The sequence below is a fragment of the Streptomyces sp. NPDC090119 genome (assembly GCF_044747085.1).
Taxonomy (GTDB): Bacteria; Actinomycetota; Actinomycetes; order Streptomycetales; family Streptomycetaceae; genus Streptomyces.
The window spans coordinates 91060-107452 of the sequence record NZ_JBIVDK010000003.1 but is presented as its reverse complement, the minus strand read 5'-3'; the positions used below and the strand labels follow the sequence as shown (position 1 = coordinate 107452).

Annotated in this window: 13 protein-coding genes and 5 tRNA genes; 9 read left to right on the top strand and 9 right to left on the bottom strand. The window is 70.3% G+C overall.

Annotation, left to right across the window (positions count from 1 at the left end; all coding sequences use genetic code 11):
- Positions 1-88: 88 nt before the first annotated feature.
- The 8 genes from ACIPPM_RS13165 to ACIPPM_RS13130 form a co-directional block, all read right to left on the bottom strand.
- A complete protein-coding gene (locus tag ACIPPM_RS13165) occupies positions 89-670 on the bottom strand; it encodes an ATP/GTP-binding protein (protein ID WP_388994994.1) in 582 nt (193 codons plus the stop codon).
- The gene (locus ACIPPM_RS13160; RefSeq protein ID WP_388994991.1) at positions 651-1220 is read right to left on the bottom strand and encodes a DUF742 domain-containing protein; all 570 of its coding nucleotides are present in this window, start codon (positions 1218-1220) and stop codon (positions 651-653) included. Before ACIPPM_RS13160 ends, ACIPPM_RS13165 begins: the two co-directional genes overlap by 20 nt.
- A 94-nt stretch (positions 1221-1314) precedes the next feature.
- A complete protein-coding gene (locus ACIPPM_RS13155) occupies positions 1315-1728 on the bottom strand; it encodes a roadblock/LC7 domain-containing protein (protein WP_005479603.1) in 414 nt (137 codons plus the stop codon).
- A 10-nt stretch (positions 1729-1738) separates the two neighbouring features.
- A complete protein-coding gene (locus ACIPPM_RS13150; RefSeq protein WP_401446718.1) occupies positions 1739-5113 on the bottom strand; it encodes a nitrate- and nitrite sensing domain-containing protein in 3375 nt (1124 codons plus the stop codon).
- Positions 5114-5490: 377 nt separating this feature from the next.
- Positions 5491-6066, bottom strand: coding sequence for an ATP/GTP-binding protein (locus ACIPPM_RS13145; RefSeq protein ID WP_030808427.1), 576 nt, complete (start codon positions 6064-6066; stop codon positions 5491-5493).
- Complete coding sequence (locus tag ACIPPM_RS13140) at positions 6047-6445, bottom strand: DUF742 domain-containing protein (RefSeq protein WP_161189082.1); 399 nt, start codon at positions 6443-6445, stop codon at positions 6047-6049. The genes ACIPPM_RS13145 and ACIPPM_RS13140 overlap by 20 nt, the downstream gene beginning before the upstream one ends.
- Positions 6446-6556: 111 nt before the next feature.
- Positions 6557-6970 (bottom strand): roadblock/LC7 domain-containing protein, encoded by a 414-nt coding sequence (locus ACIPPM_RS13135; protein WP_020128762.1) that lies wholly within the window; start codon positions 6968-6970, stop codon positions 6557-6559.
- 9 nt (positions 6971-6979) lie between these two features.
- Entirely contained in the window at positions 6980-10723 is a 3744-nt protein-coding gene (locus tag ACIPPM_RS13130) for a nitrate- and nitrite sensing domain-containing protein (RefSeq protein WP_401446713.1), read from the bottom strand.
- A 593-nt stretch (positions 10724-11316) separates the two neighbouring features.
- Between ACIPPM_RS13130 and ACIPPM_RS13125 the strand changes: the two genes are divergently transcribed.
- The 9 genes from ACIPPM_RS13125 (at position 11317) to ACIPPM_RS13085 (ending at position 15417) form a co-directional block, all read left to right on the top strand.
- Positions 11317-11511: a hypothetical protein gene (locus ACIPPM_RS13125; protein WP_401446710.1), complete on the top strand. Its 195-nt coding sequence runs from the start codon at positions 11317-11319 to the stop codon at positions 11509-11511.
- 202 nt (positions 11512-11713) lie between these two features.
- Positions 11714-12499 carry a fumarylacetoacetate hydrolase family protein gene (locus ACIPPM_RS13120; RefSeq protein WP_388994978.1) on the top strand — a complete coding sequence of 262 codons (786 nt, stop codon included), beginning with the start codon at positions 11714-11716 and terminating at the stop codon, positions 12497-12499.
- Positions 12492-14018, top strand: a complete 1527-nt coding sequence (gltX, locus tag ACIPPM_RS13115; protein WP_401446706.1) for a glutamate--tRNA ligase — start codon at positions 12492-12494, stop codon at positions 14016-14018. The genes ACIPPM_RS13120 and gltX overlap by 8 nt, the downstream gene beginning before the upstream one ends.
- Positions 14019-14117: 99 nt before the next feature.
- The gene (locus ACIPPM_RS13110; protein WP_401446703.1) at positions 14118-14846 is read left to right on the top strand and encodes an HAD family hydrolase; all 729 of its coding nucleotides are present in this window, start codon (positions 14118-14120) and stop codon (positions 14844-14846) included.
- A 91-nt stretch (positions 14847-14937) separates the two neighbouring features.
- A tRNA-Gln gene (locus tag ACIPPM_RS13105) sits at positions 14938-15009 on the top strand.
- A gap of 40 nt (positions 15010-15049) precedes the next feature.
- Positions 15050-15122, top strand: a tRNA-Glu gene (locus ACIPPM_RS13100).
- A 28-nt stretch (positions 15123-15150) separates the two neighbouring features.
- A tRNA-Glu gene (locus tag ACIPPM_RS13095) sits at positions 15151-15223 on the top strand.
- A gap of 21 nt (positions 15224-15244) precedes the next feature.
- Positions 15245-15316 (top strand) — tRNA-Gln (locus tag ACIPPM_RS13090).
- Positions 15317-15344: 28 nt separating this feature from the next.
- Positions 15345-15417, top strand: a tRNA-Glu gene (locus tag ACIPPM_RS13085).
- A gap of 171 nt (positions 15418-15588) precedes the next feature.
- Here ACIPPM_RS13085 and ndgR read toward each other — a convergent pair.
- Positions 15589-16305 carry an IclR family transcriptional regulator NdgR gene (gene ndgR / locus ACIPPM_RS13080; RefSeq protein WP_135784271.1) on the bottom strand — a complete coding sequence of 239 codons (717 nt, stop codon included), beginning with the start codon at positions 16303-16305 and terminating at the stop codon, positions 15589-15591.
- Positions 16306-16393: the final 88 nt, after the last annotated feature.

The window sequence follows — 16393 nt, the reverse complement described above, 5'->3', positions numbered from 1 at the left end:
CTTCGTACCGACCGGAGATCCAGTGTGGCAGCGGGGTACGACAAAGGGGCCCCTTCCGGTGTGGAAAGGGCCCCTCGACGTGGAGTGGCTACCGCAGGCGGGCCATGAGGGCGTGCTCGACCAGGGTGATCAGCGCGCTCTTGGCGTCCGCGCGGTGGCGGGCGTCCGTGGTGATGATGGGGGCGTCCGGGCCGATCTGGAGCGCCTCGCGTACCTCGTCGGGGTTGTACGGCTGGTTGCCGTCGAAGCCGTTGAGGGCGATGACGAACGGCAGGCCCGAGTTCTCGAAGTAGTCGACCGCGGGGAAGCAGTCGGCCAGCCGCCGGGTGTCGACCAGCACCACGGCGCCGATGGCGCCGCGTACGAGGTCGTCCCACATGAACCAGAAGCGGTCCTGTCCGGGCGTACCGAAGAGGTACAGGATCAGGTCCTGGTCCAGGGTGATGCGGCCGAAGTCCATGGCCACCGTCGTGGTGGTCTTGTCCCCGGTGTGGGTGAGGTCGTCGATGCCCGCGGAGGCGGACGTCATGACGGCCTCGGTGCGCAGCGGGTTGATCTCCGAGACGGCGCCCACGAACGTGGTCTTGCCCACGCCGAAGCCGCCGGCCACCACGATCTTCGCGGAGGTGGTGGAGCGGGAAGGCCCTCCGCTAGAGCTTGCGAAGTCCACTGAGCACCCTTTCGAGCAATGTCACGGCTGGCTGGCCTCCGGCGTTCTCGTCGCCGCCGGGCTGATGGATGGCGACCAGGCCCGCCTCCGCCAAGTCGGCGACGAGAATCCTGGCCACGCCGAGGGGGATCGTCAGAAGGGCCGAGATCTCGGCCACCGACTTGATCTCCTGGCACAGGTTGCAGATCCGCTGATGCTCGGGCAGCTGGCCCTGCATCTGGTGCGGAGCTGCGGTGGTGTGCACCAGCGCCTCGATGGCGAGCTGGTAGCGGGGGCGCGTCCGGCCGCCGGTCATGGCATACGGACGCACCAAGGGGTTGGACGCGGCCGGGGCCGCCGAGGGCTCGGAGCGCCGCGGGGGCTGCACCGGCTGGATGCGCGGACCCGACGGCTGGTCGTACCCGCCGGGGCCGGGGCCCTGTGGCGCGTACGGCTGCCGGTGGTCGGGAGCGGAGGGAACGCCGTACCGGTTCGCCGAACCGCCGTCCTGTCCCTGTGCGGGACCGTACGACCAGTTACCCGTAGACGAACCGCCTGGGGGTGTTGCCACTTTCTCCTCCTCCGACTGTGCCGGGCATCCATCGCTGTGGAGCCGCGTCCCAAGACCTTACGGCCCCGGGACGCGAACGCGCACCGTCCGCTTGTTAGTTGAGAAGGCTGCCCTGGAGTTCCGCACGAAGGTCCGGGGTGAGGACCGTGCCCGCACGGTCCACCAGAAGGGCCATCTCGTACCCGATGAGGCCGATGTCCGCCTCCGGGTGGGCCAGAACCGCGAGCGACGAACCGTCGGATACGGACATGATGAACAGGAATCCCCGCTCCATCTCCACAACCGTCTGGTTCACGCTGCCCCCCTCGAAGATGCGGGAGGCGCCTGCCGTCAAGGACGTCAGACCGGATGCGACGGCCGCGAGCTGGTCGGCGCGGTCGCGGGGGAAGCCTTCGGACATCGCCAGAAGGAGTCCGTCGGCGGAGACCACCACGGTGTGGGACACACCCGGAGTGTTGTCCACGAAGTTGGTGATCAACCAGTTAAGGTTCTGTGCCGCCTGGCTCATCGGGCTCACACTAACGCTCCTGGTCGTAGGTGCTGTCAGGCCCACCGTGCTGATGGTTGGTGGCCTGGCCGTTCGTTTCACTGCCTGCGCTGCGTCCGCGCTGGACGCCTCGACGCAGATTGCTCAGCCTGCCCCGGACATCCTCCGGGGCTCGGGAGACCTGTGGGCCCCCCTGAGGGGTGCTCTCGGCGGTGCCCTCGACCAGATTGGCCTTGGGAACCCGCCGCGGCAAGCCGGAGGAAGTGACCCCGCCCGCCTTGGGTTTGCGCAGCGCCGAAGCCTGCTGCCAGCGCTCGTCGTTGGCCGAACGCCAGTCGTCGGGGCCCTCGCCGTTGCCGCCGCCCGCCGGGGCCGGAGCCTCCTGGCGGCCGTGCGGAGCGCCGTTCGCGCCGCCGGAGCCGTTCAGCCCGCCCGAACCGTTCAGTCCGTGGGAGCCGTTCAGTCCGCCCGCGGCGAGGCCGCTCGAACCCAGTCCGCTGGGGCCGTGCAGGTTCAGTCCGGGGGCATTGCCCATCGGGGCGGCGCCGTTCGGGCCGCCGCGGCGGGGCAGGCCCGCGTTGGTCGTGCCGCCCGCCGCCGGACCGGCCGGAGCCGGCCGCTCGAAGCCGCCGTGGCCGCGCTCACCGGACTCGGCGGGCTGCGCCTGCTCCGGCTCCGCGGCGTACTGGGCCGGGTAGCCGTTCTGGTAACCGTTCTGCTGCGGCCAGTCGTCCTGGAAGGACTGCCCCTCGTACGAGCCGCCGAAGGCGTCCGCCGCGGGAGTGTTCTGGCCCTGCTCGGGGTAACCGGACTGCGGGTAGCCGCCGTTCGGGGCGAAACCGTCGTTCTGGCGCGGAGCGCCGTCCTGCGCGAAGTACTGCTCGTCGTACGCGGGCTGCTGCTGCTCCTGGTACGCCTGCTGCTCCTGGAACGCACCGGCCTGCGGCTGCTGCTGCTCGGGGAAGCCCGCGCCGTCGCCGTAGCCGCCGGCCGGGTCGAAGCCGTCCTGGTAGCCGGGCTGCGCGCCCTCGGGCTCACCGTGCGTCTGGGCCTCCAGGGCCGCCCGGCGCTCGTCGCGCACCAGGGAGCGGCCCACCGGGTCCAGACCACTGATGTCGTCCGGGACCTCGCTGTAACGGCTGTCGTCGAAGCCCAGCTCCGCCGCCGTACGCATCGGCTGTGCCTGGTTCTGCGCCTGCGGCTGGGGGCTGAAGCTCTCGCCGCCGAACTGCTGCTCCGGGATGATCTGCGAGACCGTGAACTCCTCGCGGTCCAGCTGCGTCTCGCCGCCACCACCGTGGGTGATCGCGTCGGGCAGCATGACCAGGGAGGTGGTACCGGCCTGCTCGCCCGAGGGGCGGAGCTGGACGCGGATGCCGTGCCGGTCGGACAGCCGGCCGACCACGAACAGACCCATGCGCTGGGAGATCGCGGCGTCCACGGTCGGCGGGTTGGCCAGCTTGTGGTTGATGTCCGCGAAGTCCTCGGCGGTGAGGCCGATGCCCTTGTCGTGGATCTCGATCATGACGCGGCCGTCGGGAAGACGGGTCGCGGTGACACGGACCTTGGTCTGCGGGGAGGAGAACGTGGTGGCGTTCTCCAGCAGCTCGGCGAGCAGGTGCACGAGGTCGGTGACCGCGCGGCCGTGGATCTCGGCCTCCGGGACGCCGGACAGCTCGACACGCTCGTACTGCTCCACCTCGGAGGAGGCGGCGCGCAGGACGTCGACCAGCGGGACCGGCTGGTCCCAGCGGCGGCCGGGCTCCTCACCGGCGAGGACCAGCAGGTTCTCACCGTTGCGGCGCATACGGGTCGCGAGGTGGTCCAGCTTGAAGAGGTTCTCCAGCTGGTCCGGGTCGGCCTCGTTGTTCTCCAGGTCGGTGATCAGGGTCAGCTGGCCCTCGATCAGCGACTGGTTGCGGCGCGACAGGTTGGTGAAGATCGCGTTGATGTTGCCCCGCAGCAGTGCCTGCTCGGAGGCGAGCCGCACCGCCTCGCGGTGGACCTGGTCGAAGGCGCGGGCGACCTCGCCGATCTCGTCCTTGGTGTGGATCGGGATCGGGGCCACCCGGGTGTCGACCCGGCCCGGGTCGGTACGGGAGAGCTGGTCGACCAGCATCGGCAGCCGCTGCTCGGCGATGCCGAAGGCGGCGTTGCGCAGCTGGCGCATGGCGCGGCTCATCTGGCGGGCGACCGTACCGGCCAGGATGAAGGCCAGCAGCAGGACCAGGATGACGGCGACACCGGTGATGATCGCGTCGTTGCGGGCGTCGTCGGCGATGGTGGAGGCGTCGTTCACCGCGCGGTCGGACATGTCCGACTCGATGGAGCGGTACGCCTTGAACTTCAGCGTGTTGACCGCCCACCAGTTGGCGGGGGTGATGCCCTGCGTGGCGAGCTGCTGCCGCTCCACCGGGTCGGTCGAGCTGAGCTGGACCACCGCGGCGACCATCTTCTGCGGGTCGGACGGCGGGGCCTTGTAGGACGGGTCCTTGGCCTTGGCCTCGGCGACCATCGCGGCACCCTGGTTCTGGATGTCGCGCTTCTCCTGCTCCAGCCGGTCGGCGTCGGCCTGCGTGCCACCGCCGATGTACTCGCCGGAGGCGATGCCCTCCAGGTAGGCGTAGGAGGAGAGGGCCACCCGCTGGCTCGCCAGGTTCGGCGCGTCCGGACCCGGCTTGATCAGCATGTGCATGCCGATCGCGCGCTCCAGCGACAGCGCCGACTTCATCAGCGAGACGGCGTAGACGGTACGGCCGTACGACGTGATGTTTCCGGTGCCCAGGCCCAGCTCGTTGGCGAACTCCATGAGCGGGTGGGCGACCTTGACGTAGCCCTCCTCGGTCTGGGCGCCGGTGAACTTCGGGGTGTAGGCCCCCGCGCGCAGCGTCTGGAGGAAGGGCTCGGACTCGCGGAACAGCTTGAGGCGGCGCTCGAGACCGGGCTTGGCCGGCATGTTCTGGGCCGCCTCGTTGAAGGCGGCGGCGGCCTGGTCGGTGTTCTTTCGGACCGCGTCGACCGTGGCCTTGTCCTGAGCGGTGGCCGCCTTGCCCTTGAGCAGGGGAGCGGCGCTGCCGTCACGTTCGTTGTAGAGCGCGTCCGCGTAGGTCAGGGACGCGCGCACCAGGATCGCGGTGTTCTCCGCGTCCTGGGCGTCCCGCCAGGTGTCGATCGAGTTCTTCACCTGGAAGCCGCCCATGACGAGGGCGACCAGCACGGGTATGAGCAGGATCGCGTTCAGCCTGGTCGGCACACGCCAGTTGCGCGGGGAGAAGCGGCCCCCGCTGGACGCGGGAGCGGCCTCCGGCTCCGGTCCGGCCACCGCTGGGGTGGGCGCCGCAGCGCGCGGCGGCGGGGTGAAGTTGCCCCGTGCCGACGGCTCGGGACCGTTCTTGCTTCGCCTCACTCGACCAACAACCTCTCGGCGGGTCGGCACCTGTCGTGCCGCAGTCTCTCAGAGCCCGGTTCCTCTTCGACCACTCAGTACGTCTTTGACCCCTGGGCAGTTCAGGCATTCCAGCATGTCTACCTGGGCAGTAACAAACGGGGGAGGTGGCGTTGTAAACAACAGATAAAACGGGTCATTACCGAGCGAGCCCCACAAAAGGCAGGGGCTTTGTGAGCGCAGCGGCACCGGCCGAACGCGTCGCGTGGCGAAGCGTGGGATTTCCTCTGCCGAACTGTTATGAACACCGGAGCCGACCGTGTCAAAGGCCACAGCCGGCTCCGGGTGCGCTACGGCAACTGCCTTACGGCAGATCCGACTTGAGTCCTGCGTGCCCCCTACCGCAGGCGGGCCATGAGGGCGTGCTCGACCAGGGTGATCAGCGCGCTCTTGGCGTCCGAGCGGTGCCGGGCGTCGGTCGTGATGATCGGCGCGTCGGGTCCGATCTGGAGCGCCTCGCGGACCTCGTCGGGGTTGTAGGGCTGCTGGCCGTCGAAGCCGTTGAGGGCGACGACGAACGGCAGACCCGAGTTCTCGAAGTAGTCCACGGCCGGGAAGCAGTCCGCGAGCCGCCGGGTGTCCACGAGCACCACGGCGCCGATGGCGCCGCGTACGAGGTCGTCCCACATGAACCAGAAGCGGTCCTGTCCGGGCGTACCGAAGAGGTACAGGATCAGGTCCTGGTCCAGGGTGATGCGGCCGAAGTCCATGGCCACCGTCGTGGTGGTCTTGTCCCCGGTGTGGGTGAGGTCGTCGATGCCCGCGGAGGCGGACGTCATGACGGCCTCGGTGCGCAGCGGGTTGATCTCCGAGACGGCGCCCACGAACGTGGTCTTGCCCACGCCGAAGCCACCGGCCACCACGATCTTGGCGGAGGTCGTGGCCCGCCCCGAGTCAGAGCTTGCGAAGTCCACTGAGCACCCTTTCGAGCAGCGTCACATCGGGAGCGCCGCCGTTGTTCTCGTCGCCGCCCGGCTGGTGAACGGCGACCATGCCGGCCTCGGCGAGGTCGGCCACCAGAATGCGGGCCACGCCCAGGGGCATGGCCAGGAGCGCGGAAACCTCCGCGACCGACTTGACCTCCCGGCAGAGGTGGCAGATGCGCTGGTGCTCCGGGAGCATTCCCATCAGCGCTGCCGGGTCGGCCGTGGTGCTGATCAGCGCCTCGATGGCGAGCTGATAGCGCGGCCGGGTCCGGCCACCGGTCATCGCGTAGGGACGGACCAGTGGCTGGTCGCCCTCGTCGCCGTACGGGTCCGCGTACGGATCATGAGAGGCGTTGGGCGGGGTCATGAATCCTCCGGGCGGGACAGCAAGTTGGTCAGTCGTGCCGTCTGACAGGGCCGGTGGGGGGATTGTGGCGGCCGGACGGTTGTTTCGTGTGGTGGGTGGTGCCGGGGTGGGTCAGTGGAGCAGACTGCCTTGTAGTTCGGCGCGCAGGTCCGGGGTGAGTACCGCACCCGCGCGGTCGACGAGCAGGGTCATCTCGTAGCCGACCAGGCCGATGTCGCACTCGGGGTGGGCGAGTACCGCGAGGGACGACCCGTCCGAGACGGACATGAGGAACAGGAAGCCGCGTTCCATCTCGACGACGGTCTGCGCCACGCTGCCACCCTCGAAGATCCGGGATGCCCCGGCCGTGAGAGAGGTCAGCCCGGACGCGACCGCCGCCAGCTGGTCGGCGCGGTCCCTGGGGAACCCTTCGGACATCGCCAGCAGAAGGCCGTCGGCGGAGACCACCACCGTGTGCGACACCCCTGGGGTGTTGTCCACGAAGTTGGTGATCAACCAGTTCAGGTTCTGTGCCGCCTGGCTCATCGGACTCAACTAACGCTCCTGCTGGTGAGTGGGGCTCGGGAAGCTGCCGGTCTGGCCGCCCCCGGCCTGACGGCCCTGAGCGATACCCCGACGGAGATTGGTCAGCCGGCCGCGTACGTCGTCAGGCGCACGGGAGACCTGCGGACCGCTGTGGTGCTGTTGCTGCTGTGCCGTGCCCGGGACGAGGTTCGCCTTGGGTACACGGCGCGGCAGACCGGAGGTGGTGACACCGCCCGCCGCGGGCTGCCGTACGCGCTCCGCCTGCCGGACGAGTTCGTCGTTCGGGGAGGTGCGCCACGAGCCGGTGGTGGACGACGACTGCTGCGGGGCGGGCGTGGGGGCCTGCGCCTGCGGCTGCTGAGGGGCGGCGGCCGGAGCGGACTCCGACTGCTGCTGCTGTTCCTGCTGGAACCAGTTGGTCTCCAGCGTGTCGTACAGCGGGGTACGGCCGTCACCGGCGTTGCCCGCCGGGGCCGGGGGCAGCGCCCAGTTGTCGGCGGGCGCCTGACGCGCCGGACGCTGCGGGGCGGCGGGCCGCTGCTGCTCGAACTGGCCGGTGTTGCCGACCGGGTTCTGAGCGGGCTGGTTCTGGGCCGGGCGGGCGGGCAGCGCGTGCTGGCCGGTGTTGCCCGCCTGGTACGCGTCGTAACCCTGCTGGACCGGGAACTGGCCGGTGCTCTGCGGGGCCTGCGGGGCCTGCTGGCCCTGCGGTCCGCCGAACAGGTCGGGGCGGGTGTACTCGTCGCCGCCCTGCTGTCGGCCGTAGCCGCCGCCCTGCTGGGCACCGGGCTGCTGGTACTGGCCCATGCCCTGCGCCTCGCCCGCGCCGGGGCGCTGGAACTGGCCCGTGTGCTGGGCCCCGTTGGCGCCGGGGCGGGCGAACTGCCCGGTTTGCTGCTGCTGGTTGGCAGCGCCGTACAGGTCGTTCGCGTCGATGCGGGGCATCTCGGCGGTGCCGCCCATGCCCCCGCGGTCGTCGATGCGCGGCATGCGCGAGGTCTGCGCCGCGTCCTGCTCGTCATGGCCGCGCGGTACGTCCAGCGAGGCACGCGACTGCGGGTTCCCGCCCGGGAGTTCGGCACGCGGGCCGCCACGCGGCGGCAGCTGCGGCTGGCGCCCCTGCTCGGCACCGGCACCGGCAGCCGCACCGCCGCGCTGCTGCTGCGCGGGGCCGCGGCCGCCGAAGGCGTCCTGCTGGGGGCCACCGGCGCCACCGGGGCCCGCGGTGTGCATCCCCTGCGGGGCACCCTGGCCCGCGGGGGCGGGGCGGTTCTGCTGGAAGGCACCGGGACCCTGCGGACCGCGGGCGGCACCGGGGCCACCCGGGCCGCCGGGACGGCCGCCGTTCTGTCCGGTGCCGGGCAGCGCCGCGCGCGGACCCTGGCCCGTACCGACCTGACCGCGCTGGCCGGGACCACCGGTCAGGCGTCCGCCACCGGCCGGGGCGCCGCCGAGGGCACCGCCGCCCGCACCGCCACCGCCGTTGTTGTTGCGGCGGGCCGCCGCGGCACCGGCCGCTGCCTGCGCGGCGGCGGGACCGCCACCGGAGCCCGCGCCGCCGCCCTTGCCCGGAGCGGGCTTCTTGCCCCCCTGGGCGACATCGACGGGCAGCATGACCAGCGCGGTCGTACCACCGGAGTCGGACGGGCGGAGCTGGATGCGGATGCCGTGGCGCTGCGACAGACGGCCGACCACGAACAGACCCATGCGGCGCGAGACCGACACGTCCACGGTGGGCGGCGCGGCGAGGCGCTCGTTGATCGCGGCGAGGTCCTCGGGGGAGAGGCCGATGCCGGTGTCGTGGATCTCGATCAGCACGCGGCCGTCGGGCAGCGCGTGACCGGTGACCTTGACCTTGGTCTGCGGGGAGGAGAACGAGGTGGCGTTCTCCAGCAGCTCGGCGAGGAGGTGCACGAGGTCGTTGACGACGCGGCCGGCGACCTCGGTGCTGGGCACCGACGCCAGCTCGATGCGCTCGTACTGCTCCACCTCGGAGGCGGCGGCGCGGAGCACGTCGACCAGCGGGACCGGGCGGGTCCAGCGGCGGCCGGGCTCCTCACCGGCGAGGACGAGGAGGTTCTCGCCGTTACGGCGCATGCGGGTCGCGAGGTGGTCGAGCTTGAACAGCGAGGAGAGCTGGTCCGGGTCGGCCTCGCGGGACTCCAGTTCGGAGATGAGCGAGAGCTGACGCTGGATCAGGCCCTGGGAGCGGCGCGAGAGGTTGGTGAACATCGCGTTGACGTTGCCTCGCAGCAGCGCCTGCTCGGCGGCCAGTCGGACCGCCTCGTGGTGCACGTGGTCGAAGGCCGCGGCCACCTGGCCGATCTCGTCCCGCGAGTGCACACCGACCGACTCCACGGACGTGTCCACGTCCTGCGGGTCGGACTCGGAGAGCTGCTTGACCAGCTCGGGCAGCCGGTCCTGGGCGACCTTGGTGGCGGTGTCCTGCAGACGGCGCAGCGAGCGGATCATGGACCGGGCCACGACGAACGCGCCGACCAGCGAGACGCCGAGCACGAGCAGGATCAGCACACCGGAGAGGATCGCCTCCTGCTCGGAGGTCGCCTTCAGCTGACGGGCCTTCTGCTCCATGCTGTCGAGCAGCTCGTGCTCGATCTTCTTCATCTGCTGGATCTTGGTGGAGCTGTCGTCCATCCAGTCCAGGTACGAACGGGCCGGCTGTCCCGCCACACCCTCGCGGGAGTCGAAGACCCGCTTGGCGTAGACGTCGGCCGCCTGGATCGTCGGGTTGTTCTCGTCGATGGGCTTGAGGATCTCCTCGGCGCCCTGGCTCGCGTAGACCTTGCGGAAGATGTTGAGCTCGGAGCCCTCGCTGTCGTACGCGGCCTCGCCGTAGAGGCGGTCGTTGGTCGACAGGTCGCCCTTGGTGGTGTTGCTGGCGGGCAGGGCGGCCGCGATGACGGCTCGCTGCACCGACGCGTACTCCTTGGCCGTGGAGAACGCGGCCAGGGCGCGGGTGCGCTGGATCATCTCCGGGTTGCTCGACGCCTCGGCCATGTCCTGGGAGAGACCGATGAGCTGCGTGATCAGCCGGTGGTACGACTCGACGGTCTGGGTCGAGTTGCCCTCGGAGGCGTACGCGTCCCGCCGGATCTTGCCGAGCGAGTCGAGCTGGGAGACCAGGCCGACCAGGGTGTCGCGGACGCCCTGGAGGTTGCCGTCCTTGCTCGCCGCGTCGATGTTCTCGGCGGAGTCCTCGAAGGTCTTCTTGGCGTTGTCCGTCTTGTCGCGGAAGCCCTTGACCGTGTAGTCGGACGACTTGAGACCGTGCGCCAGGGGACCGGCCGACTGGTCGCGCTCCTCCTGGAGCGCGTGCGCCAGCTCGGTCGCGCGCTGGGTCATCTCGGTCAGCAGCTTCATGTTGTCGAGCTGCTGGATGTCGTCCATCGAGTCGCCGATGCGCAGACCACCGAGCGTGGTGGCCGCGACCACCGGCAGCGCCAGCAGCGACACCAGACGCGTGGAGATGCGCCAGTTGCGCAGCGCCACCCGGGAGCCGGTGCTGGGCGCGGTCCTGGTGGACTTGGCGGTGGGCGTCGCGGTCATGGCACCGGACGCACCCGCCGAGGCGGAGGAGCCGGTGTGTCCCGCGCGCTCGCCGCCGTCGCCGGACGGTGCCTTGCCGGCGCTCTGGGCGTGCTGGTGCGAGGAGCTGCCGGCCATGGGGGCAGTCCCGCCGTGCGGCTTCGGCTCGGCCGAAGCGCTGCCATCCCTCTTGAAACGTCCCTGCACTAGCGTCGCAACCTCTGGACCAGGCGCCCCTCCGGGTGAACGGCGGGACACGGTGTCGGCGTCATGAAGGGCGCCCTGAATACGCCCCCCGTGTGGTCTTGAGTGACCGGCGCTGGATTCCCCCTGTCTCACCGCCACTCGGCGCGGCGTCGCGCCCCCTGCGCCGGCTCGATCCTGCGGCGGTCCGTGGCATTCCAGCACAGTGCCGGATCTCCAACAAGGGACGTACCCCGAGCTGTGACCTACGTGACGGGGCGTGATGCGGGGGTCACGTCGGGTGGAGGTGGATCACCCGTATAGGCGGGCAATTCCGGCGAGTCGATCGCCCGTGCGGGTCACTCGGAGGGTGTCCCAGTCGCCATGATCAGGAGCGGAATGGTGGGTTCAGATGACCAATGTCCGTTTCGGCGCCGTGGAACTGGGGTCCGAATTGGTCGCTTTGCGTGGCATGCAGTGAGCAAACTCACACGCTGATCATGAGTGGTTCACGTCCGTGACGAGGATTCGCATGTTTAGCCTGACGCTTTACAGGATGAGCGGCTCTGCCCATTCCTGTCTGTCCCCACCCGACCCGAAGCCACAGGACGACAACGGTGAAGACGACGATGATGTTCCAGACGACGGCGAACCCGCGACGCACCACGCTGGCACACCTGACGGACGCCGGTGAACTGCGGATCGCCGAGCTGCCCGAGCACCCCGCCGACCTCCCCGACCGGACCGCCAATCCCCGGCGCACCATCCTGATGGAGCTCCCGGCCCCCGTCGCGGTCGAGGTCGGCGTCTGACCGCACCAGGCCCGCGTGAACGCGGCCCGGCGGACCGTCCACCAGTGACGGCCCACCGGGCCGCGTTCGCTTTTCACCCGCCCGCCTCCACCGGTCCCACCCGCCCGCCCGTGCCTGCGATGCGCGTCCGAACACCGGACGCGTGGACCGGTTAACCTGGGACGTCAGTACGCCGGTTCTCAGTGAGAGGCGCCAGAATCCCGTGCGCATCGCCAGGTTCTCCATCGACGGGAACGTAGCCTTCGGCGCGGTCGAGGGCGACAAGCAGGACGAGCTCGTCCTCGACATCATCAAGGGCATCCCCTTCGCCGACCACGAGCTGTCCGGCACCAAGGTGCCCCTCAGCAAGGTCAGGCTGCTCCCGCCGGTGCTCCCCAACAAGGTCGTGGCCTTCGGCCGCAACTACGCCGAGCACGCCAGGGAACTGGGCAGCGAGGTACCCGACGTCCCGTTCGCCTTCTTCAAGCCCTCCACCTCGGTGATCGGCCCCGGCGACGAGATCCAGTACCCGCCCTTCACCAAGGAACTGCACTACGAGGCCGAGCTGGCCGTCGTCATCGGCCGTATGTGCCGTGAGGTCCCGCGCGAGCGCGTCAAGGACGTCATCTTCGGCTACACCTGCGCCAACGACGTCACCGCCCGCGACGTCCAGCGCACCGAGAAGCAGTGGGCCCGCGCCAAGGGCTTCGACACGTCCTGCCCGCTCGGCCCCTGGGTCGAGACGGACATCGACCTCGCCCGCGCGAACGACCTCACGGTCCAGCTCACCCTCAACGGCGAGCAGCGCCAGCTCGGGCGCACCAGCGAGATGGTCCACCCCATCGAGGACCTGATCGTCAACATCTCCGAGGCCATGACCCTGCTCCCCGGCGACGTCATCCTCACCGGCACCCCCGCGGGTGTCGGCTCCATGAGCGTCGGCGACGAGGTCGCCGTCACCATCGAAGGCATCGGCACTCTCACCAACAAGGTTGTCAAGCGTGGCTAGCGCACCCGGCACGTCCCCTTCCCCCAAGCTCTCGGCTTCGCTCGAGCAGGGGGTACCCCCACGCGTCCGTTTCTGTCCCTCGCCCACCGGTAACCCCCACGTGGGCCTGGTGCGCACCGCCCTGTTCAACTGGGCGTTCGCCCGCCACAACGAGGGCACCCTGGTCTTCCGGATCGAGGACACCGACGCGGCCCGCGACTCCGAGGAGTCGTACGACCAGCTGCTGGAGGCCATGCGCTGGCTCGGCTTCGACTGGGACGAGGGCCCGGAGGTCGGCGGCCCGCACGCGCCGTACCGCCAGTCGCAGCGGATGGACATCTACAAGGACGTCGCGCAGAAGCTCCTGGACGGCGGCTACGCCTACCGCTGCTACTGCTCCCAGGACGAGCTGGACACCCGCCGCGAGGCCGCCCGCGCCGCCGGCAAGCCCTCCGGCTACGACGGCCACTGCCGCGAGCTGAGCGAGGCGCAGGTCGAGGAGTACACGGCGCAGGGCCGCGAGCCGATCGTCCGCTTCCGGATGCCGGACGAGGCGATCACCTTCGACGACCTGGTGCGCGGCGAGATCACCTACCTCCCGGAGAACGTCCCGGACTACGGCATCGTGCGCGCCAACGGCGCCCCGCTGTACACCCTGGTGAACCCGGTCGACGACGCGCTGATGGACATCACCCACGTCCTGCGCGGCGAGGACCTGCTCTCCTCCACCCCGCGCCAGATCGCCCTGTACAAGGCGCTGATGGAACTGGGCATCGCGCAGCGGATTCCCGCCTTCGGTCACCTGCCGTACGTGATGGGCGAGGGCAACAAGAAGCTCTCCAAGCGTGACCCGCAGGCATCGCTCAACCTCTACCGCGAGCGCGGCTTCCTCCCCGAGGGCCTGCTCAACTACCTGTCCCTGCTGGGCTGGTCGCTCTCGGCGGACCAGGACATCTTCTCCATCGCGGAGATGGTGGCCGCCTTCGAGATCTCGGACGTGAACCCCAACCCGGCGCGCTTCGACCTGAAGAAGTGCGAGGCGATCAACGCCGACCACATCCGCATGCTCGACGTGAAGGACTTCACCGAGCGCTGCGACCCGTGGCTGAAGGCCCCGTTCGCCCCCTGGGCGGCGGAGGACTTCGACGAGGCCAAGTGGCAGGCGATCGCCCCGCACGCCCAGACCCGGCTGAAGGTGCTCTCCGAGATCACCGACAACGTCGACTTCCTGTTCCTGCCCGAGCCGGTCCTCGACGAGGCCGCCTGGGCCAAGGCCATGAAGGAAGGCTCGGACGCGCTCCTGCGCACCGCCCGGGAGAAGCTCGAGGCCGCCGACTGGACCTCGGCCGAATCCCTCAAGGAGGCCGTGCTGGCCGCGGGCGAGGCCCACGGTCTCAAGCTGGGCAAGGCCCAGGCCCCGGTCCGCGTGGCCGTGACCGGCCGCACGGTCGGCCTTCCCCTGTTCGAGTCCCTGGAGGTACTCGGCAAGGAGAAGACCCTGGCCCGTATCGACGCGGCGCTGGCGAAGCTCGCGGCGTAACCAACGCCACACCGCCAGGGGCGGCATCCGGCCACCGGATGCCGCCCTTCGGCGTTCCGTGCCCGTGCCGCCGTGCCGCCCGCCCGTTACCGTCGGCCCATGAGCATCCGAGCCGTGGTCTGGGACGTGGACGACACCCTTTTCGACTACACCACCGCCGACCGTGAGGGCATGCTGGCGCACCTCCTGGCGGAGGGCCTGCTCGCCCGGTTCGGGACGCCGGAGCAGGCGCTCGCCGCGTGGCGGTCGGCGACCGAGGCGCACTGGGCGCGGCACGCGGCCGGAGAGGCCACCTTCGAGGGGCAGCGGCTGGACCGGGTGCGCGCGTTCCTGGAAGCGGAACTGACCGACGCCGAAGCCGCAGAATGGTTTCTGCGCTACGTCGCCCACTACCAGGCCGCCTGGCGCGTCTTCCCGGACGTGCTGCCCGCCCTGGACGCCCTCCCGGAGTACCGGCACGCGGTGCTGTCCAACTCCAGCCTGACCGTCCAGGAGCACAAGCTGCGCGCGCTGGGCCTGCGCGACCGGTTCGAGAGCGTGCTCTGCGCCGTGGAGCTGGGCGTCTCCAAGCCCGCCGCCGGGGCCTTCCTGGCCGCCTGCGAGGGGCTGGGGCTGCCCCCGCACGAGGTGGCGTACGTCGGCGACCATCCTGAGATCGACGGGCGGGGCGCGGCGGAGGCCGGGATGCTGTCCGTGTGGATCGACCGGGGCGGCCCGCACGCGCGGGCGGCCGGGGGAGCCCTGGCGCACCGGATCACCACCCTCGCCGAACTTCCGGCGCTGGTCCGCTCGGATACCCGTTTTGGAGCCCCGTCCACCTTCGGGTAATGTTCTTCCTGCGCCGAGGGAAACGGGCCGAAAACCCGGGCCCCAGGCGCATCTGCTAGAACAAGATCCCTTCGCTGGGTTTGCGTTCCAGTGGCCTATGGTGTAATTGGCAGCACGACTGATTCTGGTTCAGTTAGTCTTGGTTCGAGTCCAGGTAGGCCAGCTCGCAGAGCTCATCTGCACCCGCGGATCTTCATCCGCGAGCCCCCGTTGTGTAGCGGCCTAGCACGCCGCCCTCTCAAGGCGGTAGCGCCGGTTCGAATCCGGTCGGGGGTACTGGTTCCGATCATTCGGAATCGCTAGGGCCCCCGTTGTGTAGCGGCCTAGCACGCCGCCCTCTCAAGGCGGTAGCGCCGGTTCGAATCCGGTCGGGGGTACTGACTGGTCTAAACCATCATTGGTCTATGGTGTAATTGGCAGCACGGCTGATTCTGGTTCAGTTAGTCTTGGTTCGAGTCCAGGTAGACCAGCTCGGACCTGCGGAAACGCAGTGTCCAGGCCCCCGTTGTGTAGCGGCCTAGCACGCCGCCCTCTCAAGGCGGTAGCGCCGGTTCGAATCCGGTCGGGGGTACAGAAAGAAGGCTCCTCGCGCAAGCGAGGGGCCTTCGCTGTTTTCCGGCCCCCGTCCCAACAGCCGTACGCAGAAGCCCCGTTGAGCCATACAGGTCGGGCGGGAGCGGGCCGCGGCGTTGGGGCCCGCTCCCGCCCGAGAGAAGCGTGGAGCAGAAGAAGAGGGGAGCGCTCAGCCGGAGCGGCGCAGCGCCTCGGACAGCCGGCCGGCCGCGTCGATCACCGCCTGCGCGTGCATCCGGCCCGGATGCCGGGTCAGCCGCTCGATCGGTCCGGAGACCGAGACGGCGGCCACCACACGGTTGGACGGCCCCCGCACCGGCGCCGAGACCGAGGCCACGCCCGGCTCCCGCTCGCCGATGGACTGCGCCCAGCCCCGGCGGCGCACCCCGGACAGCGCCGTCGCCGTGAAGCGCGCGCCCTGCAGACCCCGGTGCAGCCGCTCGGGCTCCTCCCAGGCCATCAGGATCTGCGCCGAGGAACCCGCCTTCATCGTGAGCGTCGAGCCCACCGGCACCGTGTCCCGCAGTCCGGACAGCCGCTCGGCGGCCGCCACACAGATCCGCATGTCGCCCTGGCGCCGGTAGAGCTGCGCGCTCTCGCCCGTCACGTCCCGCAGATGCGTGAGCACCGGGCCCGCCGTCGCCAGCAGCCGGTCCTCACCGGCCGCTGCGGCCAGCTCCGACAGGCGTGGGCCCAGGATGAACCGGCCCTGCATGTCGCGCGCCACCAGCCGGTGGTGCTCCAGAGCCACGGCCAGCCGATGGGCCGTGGGTCGTGCCAGTCCGGTGGCCCCGACCAGACCCGCGAGGGTGGCCGGACCGGACTCCAGAGCGCTCAGGACAAGGGCCGCCTTGTCCAGAACGCCGACGCCGCTACTGTTGTCCATGCAACGATACTCCCGTCTCACTCTGTGAAACGCAAGTTCAATTTTCTCCGGAACGCGCCACCCTTGAAGCACACGGCGGCCCGCGTAC